Here is a 5,095-nt window from a genome sequence, read left to right on the forward strand (position 1 = left end):
CCCACCGCCTATGGCGGCGGGCCCCTCCCTCTCCCGCACGCGGGAGAGGGGCTTAGGAGTGCAAGGCCACCCTACTCTGCACCTCATCCTAAAGCACCGGGTTGCATCCCCGCCCCCCCGATGCTAGTCGCGCGCCAACCCATAGAGGGCGCCTCGGGGCTGCCCTCTTTTCGTATGGGGCCACATACCCTTTTGAAAAGGACCATCATCGCGTGGAGCAATCCGGCGGTATTCAAGCGAGCTTAGGCGGACGGTACGCAACCGCGCTGTTCGAGCTCGCCCGCGAATCGAAGGCGATCGACACGGTCGAAGCGAGTCTGGCGACGATCCGCCAGGCGCTGGCCGAATCGGCCGACTTCAAGACGCTGACCACCAGCCCGCTGATCGGCCGACTCGACGCCGCCAAGGCGATCGCCGCCGTGGCCGGTGTGATGAAGCTCGACGCGACGACCAGCAGTTTCCTGGGCGTGCTCGCGCACAACCGGCGTCTCGGCCAGTTGCCGGCGATCATCCGCGCGTTCCGCGGCCTGGCGGCGAACTATCGCGGCGAGACCACCGCCGAGGTGACGTCCGCGCATCCGCTGTCGGACGCGCAGGTAAGCGAGCTCAAGCAGCAGCTCCGCCAGCGGATCGGCCGCGAGGTCGCCGTTGAATTGAATGTCGACCAGTCGCTGCTCGGCGGCCTGGTCGTTCGTATCGGATCGCAGATGATCGATTCCTCGATCCGTACCCGTCTCAATACCCTCGCGCACGCGATGAAAGGCTGAAGGTTTTAATCATGGACATCCGCGCCGCAGAAATCTCCAAGGTCATCAAGGACCAGATCGCCAATTTCGGCACCGAGGCGGAAGTCTCGGAAACCGGCCAGGTGCTGTCGGTCGGTGACGGCATCGCCCGCATCCACGGCCTCGACAACGTCCAGGCGGGCGAGATGGTCGAGTTCGCCAATGGCGTGCAGGGCATGGCGCTCAACCTCGAGGCCGACAATGTCGGCGTCGTGATCTTCGGCTCGGACGCCGAGATCAAGGAAGGCGACGTCGTCAAGCGGACCGGCACCATCGTCGACGTCCCCGTCGGCAAGGGCCTGCTCGGTCGCGTCGTGGACGGCCTCGGCAATCCGATCGACGGCAAGGGGCCGATCGTCGCCGAGAAGCGCAGCCGCGTCGAGGTGAAGGCGCCGGGCATCATCCCGAGGCAGTCTGTTTCGGAGCCGATGCAGTCGGGCCTGAAGGCGATCGACGCGCTCGTTCCCGTCGGCCGCGGCCAGCGCGAGCTGATCATCGGCGACCGCCAGACCGGCAAGTCGGCCGTCGCGATCGACACCTTCATCAACCAGAAGACGGTCAACGCCGGCGACGACGAATCGAAGAAGCTCTATTGCGTCTATGTCGCGGTCGGCCAGAAGCGCTCGACCGTCGCGCAGCTCGTCAAGACACTGACCGAGAACGGCGCGATGGACTATTCGATCGTCGTCGCCGCGACCGCGTCGGAGCCGGCCCCGCTGCAGTTCCTCGCGCCCTATACCGGCACCGCGATGGGCGAATATTTCCGCGACAACGGCATGCACGCGCTGATCGTGTTCGACGATCTGTCGAAGCAGGCAGTCGCCTATCGCCAGATGTCGCTGCTGCTGCGCCGCCCGCCGGGCCGCGAAGCCTATCCGGGCGACGTCTTCTATCTCCACTCGCGCCTGCTCGAGCGCGCCGCCAAGATGTCGGACGCGATGGGCGGCGGGTCGCTGACCGCGCTGCCGATCATCGAGACCCAGGCGGGCGACGTGTCGGCCTATATCCCGACCAACGTGATCTCGATCACCGACGGCCAGATCTTCCTCGAAACCGATTTGTTCTTCGCGGGCATCCGTCCCGCCATCAACGTCGGTCTGTCGGTGTCGCGCGTCGGCTCGGCCGCGCAGACCAAGGCGATGAAGAAGGTGTCCGGCTCGATCAAGCTCGAGCTCGCCCAGTATCGCGAGATGGCGGCGTTCGCGCAGTTCGGCTCGGACCTCGACGCCTCGACCCAGAAGTTGCTCAACCGCGGCGCGCGCCTGACCGAGTTGCTCAAGCAGCCGCAGTTCAGCCCGCTGCCGTTCGAGGAGCAGACGGTGTCGATCTTCGCGGGTACGCAGGGCTATCTCGATACGGTCGCGACGCAGGACGTGGTGCGCTACGAAGCGGCGATGCTCGCCGACATGCGCGCGAACCATGCCGGCATCCTGAAGTCGATCCGCGACAGCAAGGACCTGAAGGACGACGTCCGCGACCAGCTCAAGGCCGCGCTCGACGCCTTCGCGAAGACGTTTGCGTAATTAACTTCGCCCTCTCCCCACCCGGGAGAGGGCAGACGAGCGAAGCGAAGTCGGGAGAGGGGCAGAACGCGACGTTGGTTGCACTGCCCCTCTCCCCGGCCCTCTCCCCAGAGGGGAGAGGGAGAAGAAGGAAACGATGGCAAGTCTTAAGGCCCTCAAGATCCGCATCGGCTCGGTGAAGTCGACGCAGAAGATCACCAAGGCGATGAAGATGGTCGCCGCCGCCAAGCTGCGCCGCGCGCAGGAAGCGGCCGAGGCCGGCCGCCCCTATGCCGAGCGGCTGGAGAAGGTGGTGGCGAGCCTCGCCTCGACCGTCACCGTCGGCCCGAACTCGCCCAAATTGCTGGCCGGCACCGGCCGCGATCAGGTGCATCTGTTTGTGGTGGCGACGTCGGACAAGGGCCTGGCCGGCGCGTTCAACACCAATATCGCGCGCCTGGCGCGGCGCCGCGCCGCCGAGCTGATCGCCGAGGGCAAGACGGTCAAGTTCTACACCATCGGCAAGAAGGGCCGTGCGGTGCTCAACCGCTTGTACCCCAACGACTTCATCCACTCGATCGAACCCGGCGCGCTCGACAAGCTCCGCTTCGCCGATGCGCACGGCTATGCCGACGACCTGATCGCGCGGTTCGAAGCCGGCGAGTTCGATGTCGCGCACCTGTTCTATTCGCGCTTCAAATCGGTGCTGACGCAGGAACCGACCGAGCAGCAGATCATCCCGGTGTCGATCCCGGCGATCGCCGCCGACACGACGGGCGTCAGCGCCGCGGTCGATTACGAGCCGGATGAGGAGGAAATCCTCGCCGACCTGCTGCCGCGCAACGTCGCGATCCAGCTGTTCCGCGCGATCCGCGAGAATTCGGCGTCGGAGCAGGGCAGCAAGATGACCGCGATGGACAATGCCACGCGCAACGCCGGCGACCTGATCAAGCGGCTGTCGATCCAGTACAACCGCGCCCGCCAGGCCGCGATTACGACCGAACTGGTGGAAATTATTTCGGGCGCCGAGGCGCTGTAATTCCCGCGTCGCCCCGGCGGAGGCCGGGGCCGCCTTGCGGCGGAGCCGACGCGTTTAACTTAGCGGCCCCGGCCTCCGCCGGGGCGACGAATTGAAGAAGCAAGGTAGGACATCATGGCAACCGCTGCTCCCAAGACCAAGGCCCCGGCCAAGAAGCCGGCCGCTCCGCGCAAGGCCGCCGCGCCCAAGGCCGAGGCGACCACCACCGCGCCCGTCGCGACGACCAACAATGTCGGCGTCATCAGCCAGGTGATCGGCGCGGTCGTCGACGTGAGCTTCCCCGACCGCCTGCCGGCGATCCTGTCGGCGCTCGAGACCGACAATAACGGCAACCGCCTGGTCCTCGAAGTCGCGCAGCATCTGGGCGAGAACACCGTCCGCACGATCGCGATGGACTCGACCGAGGGCCTGACCCGCGGCCAGAACGTCACCGATACCGGCTCGCAGATCCGCGTGCCGGTCGGCCCGGCCACGCTCGGCCGCATCCTCAACGTCATCGGCGAGCCGATCGACGAGCGCGGCCCGGTCAACGCCACGCAGACCGCGCCGATCCACGCCGACGCTCCTTTGTTCGTCGACCAGTCGACCGAGAGCTCGATCCTGGTCACCGGCATCAAGGTGATCGACCTGCTCGCGCCCTACGCCAAGGGCGGCAAGATCGGCCTGTTCGGCGGCGCCGGCGTCGGCAAGACCGTGCTGATCCAGGAGCTGATCAACAACATCGCCAAGGGCCATGGCGGCACCTCGGTGTTCGCCGGCGTCGGCGAGCGCACGCGTGAGGGCAACGACCTCTATCACGAATTCCTCGACGCGGGCGTCATCGCCAAGGACGCCGACGGCAACGCCGTCAGCGAGGGATCGAAGGTCGCTTTGGTCTATGGCCAGATGAACGAGCCGCCAGGCGCGCGTGCCCGCGTCGCTCTCTCGGGCCTGACCATCGCGGAATATTTCCGCGACGTCGAAGGCCAGGACGTGCTGTTCTTCGTCGACAACATCTTCCGCTTCACCCAGGCGGGCGCCGAAGTGTCGGCGCTGCTCGGCCGTATTCCGTCGGCGGTGGGCTATCAGCCGACCCTGTCGACCGACATGGGCGCGCTGCAGGAGCGCATCACCTCGACCAACAAGGGTTCGATCACTTCGGTGCAGGCCGTGTACGTCCCCGCGGACGACTTGACCGACCCGGCGCCGGCGACCTCGTTCGCCCACTTGGACGCGACGACCGTGCTCAACCGCGCGATCTCGGAACTCGGCATCTATCCGGCGGTCGACCCGCTCGATTCGACCAGCCGCGTGCTCGAACCGCGCGTCGTCGGCCAGGAGCATTACGAGACGGCCCGCGCGGTCCAGTCGATCCTGCAGAAGTACAAGTCGCTGCAGGACATCATCGCCATCCTGGGCATGGACGAACTGTCGGAAGAGGATAAGCTCACCGTCAGCCGTGCCCGCAAGATCCAGCGCTTCCTGTCGCAGCCGTTCCACGTCGCCGAGGTGTTCACCAACATCCCGGGCGAGTTCGTGCAGATCGAGGACACGATCCGCTCGTTCAAGGCGGTGGTGAACGGCGAGTACGATCACCTGCCGGAAGCTGCCTTCTACATGGTCGGCGGCATCGACGGCGTCATCGCCAAGGCCGAGAAGCTGGCCGCGGAGGCGTAAGACTCTCTTCCTTCTCCCCTTGTGGGAGAAGGATAGCGAAGCTTGGCGGCGTGCCGCCTAGCGGAGCTTGGATGAGGGGAGCGGCGCCCGAGCGCCGCGCGAGCCTCCGGCTC

Annotated in this window: 4 protein-coding genes; all 4 read left to right on the forward strand. The window is 66.3% G+C overall.

Annotated features, from left to right (window positions below):
- Window positions 1-212 precede the first annotated feature (212 nt).
- Window positions 213-767: a F0F1 ATP synthase subunit delta gene (locus SPR01S_RS20430; protein ID WP_066593531.1), complete on the forward strand. Its 555-nt coding sequence runs from the start codon at window positions 213-215 to the stop codon at window positions 765-767.
- Between the two features lie 11 nt (window positions 768-778).
- Window positions 779-2,308: a F0F1 ATP synthase subunit alpha gene (gene atpA / locus SPR01S_RS20435; protein ID WP_066593534.1), complete on the forward strand. Its 1,530-nt coding sequence runs from the start codon at window positions 779-781 to the stop codon at window positions 2,306-2,308.
- Window positions 2,309-2,444: 136 nt separating this feature from the next.
- The gene (locus tag SPR01S_RS20440; RefSeq protein ID WP_066593537.1) at window positions 2,445-3,326 is read left to right on the forward strand and encodes a F0F1 ATP synthase subunit gamma; all 882 of its coding nucleotides are present in this window, start codon (window positions 2,445-2,447) and stop codon (window positions 3,324-3,326) included.
- 114 nt (window positions 3,327-3,440) lie between these two features.
- A complete protein-coding gene (gene atpD / locus SPR01S_RS20445; protein ID WP_245662150.1) occupies window positions 3,441-4,982 on the forward strand; it encodes a F0F1 ATP synthase subunit beta in 1,542 nt (513 codons plus the stop codon).
- Window positions 4,983-5,095: the final 113 nt, after the last annotated feature.

This window comes from Sphingomonas pruni NBRC 15498 (assembly GCF_001598455.1).
GTDB classification, from domain to species: domain Bacteria; phylum Pseudomonadota; class Alphaproteobacteria; order Sphingomonadales; family Sphingomonadaceae; genus Sphingomonas; species Sphingomonas pruni.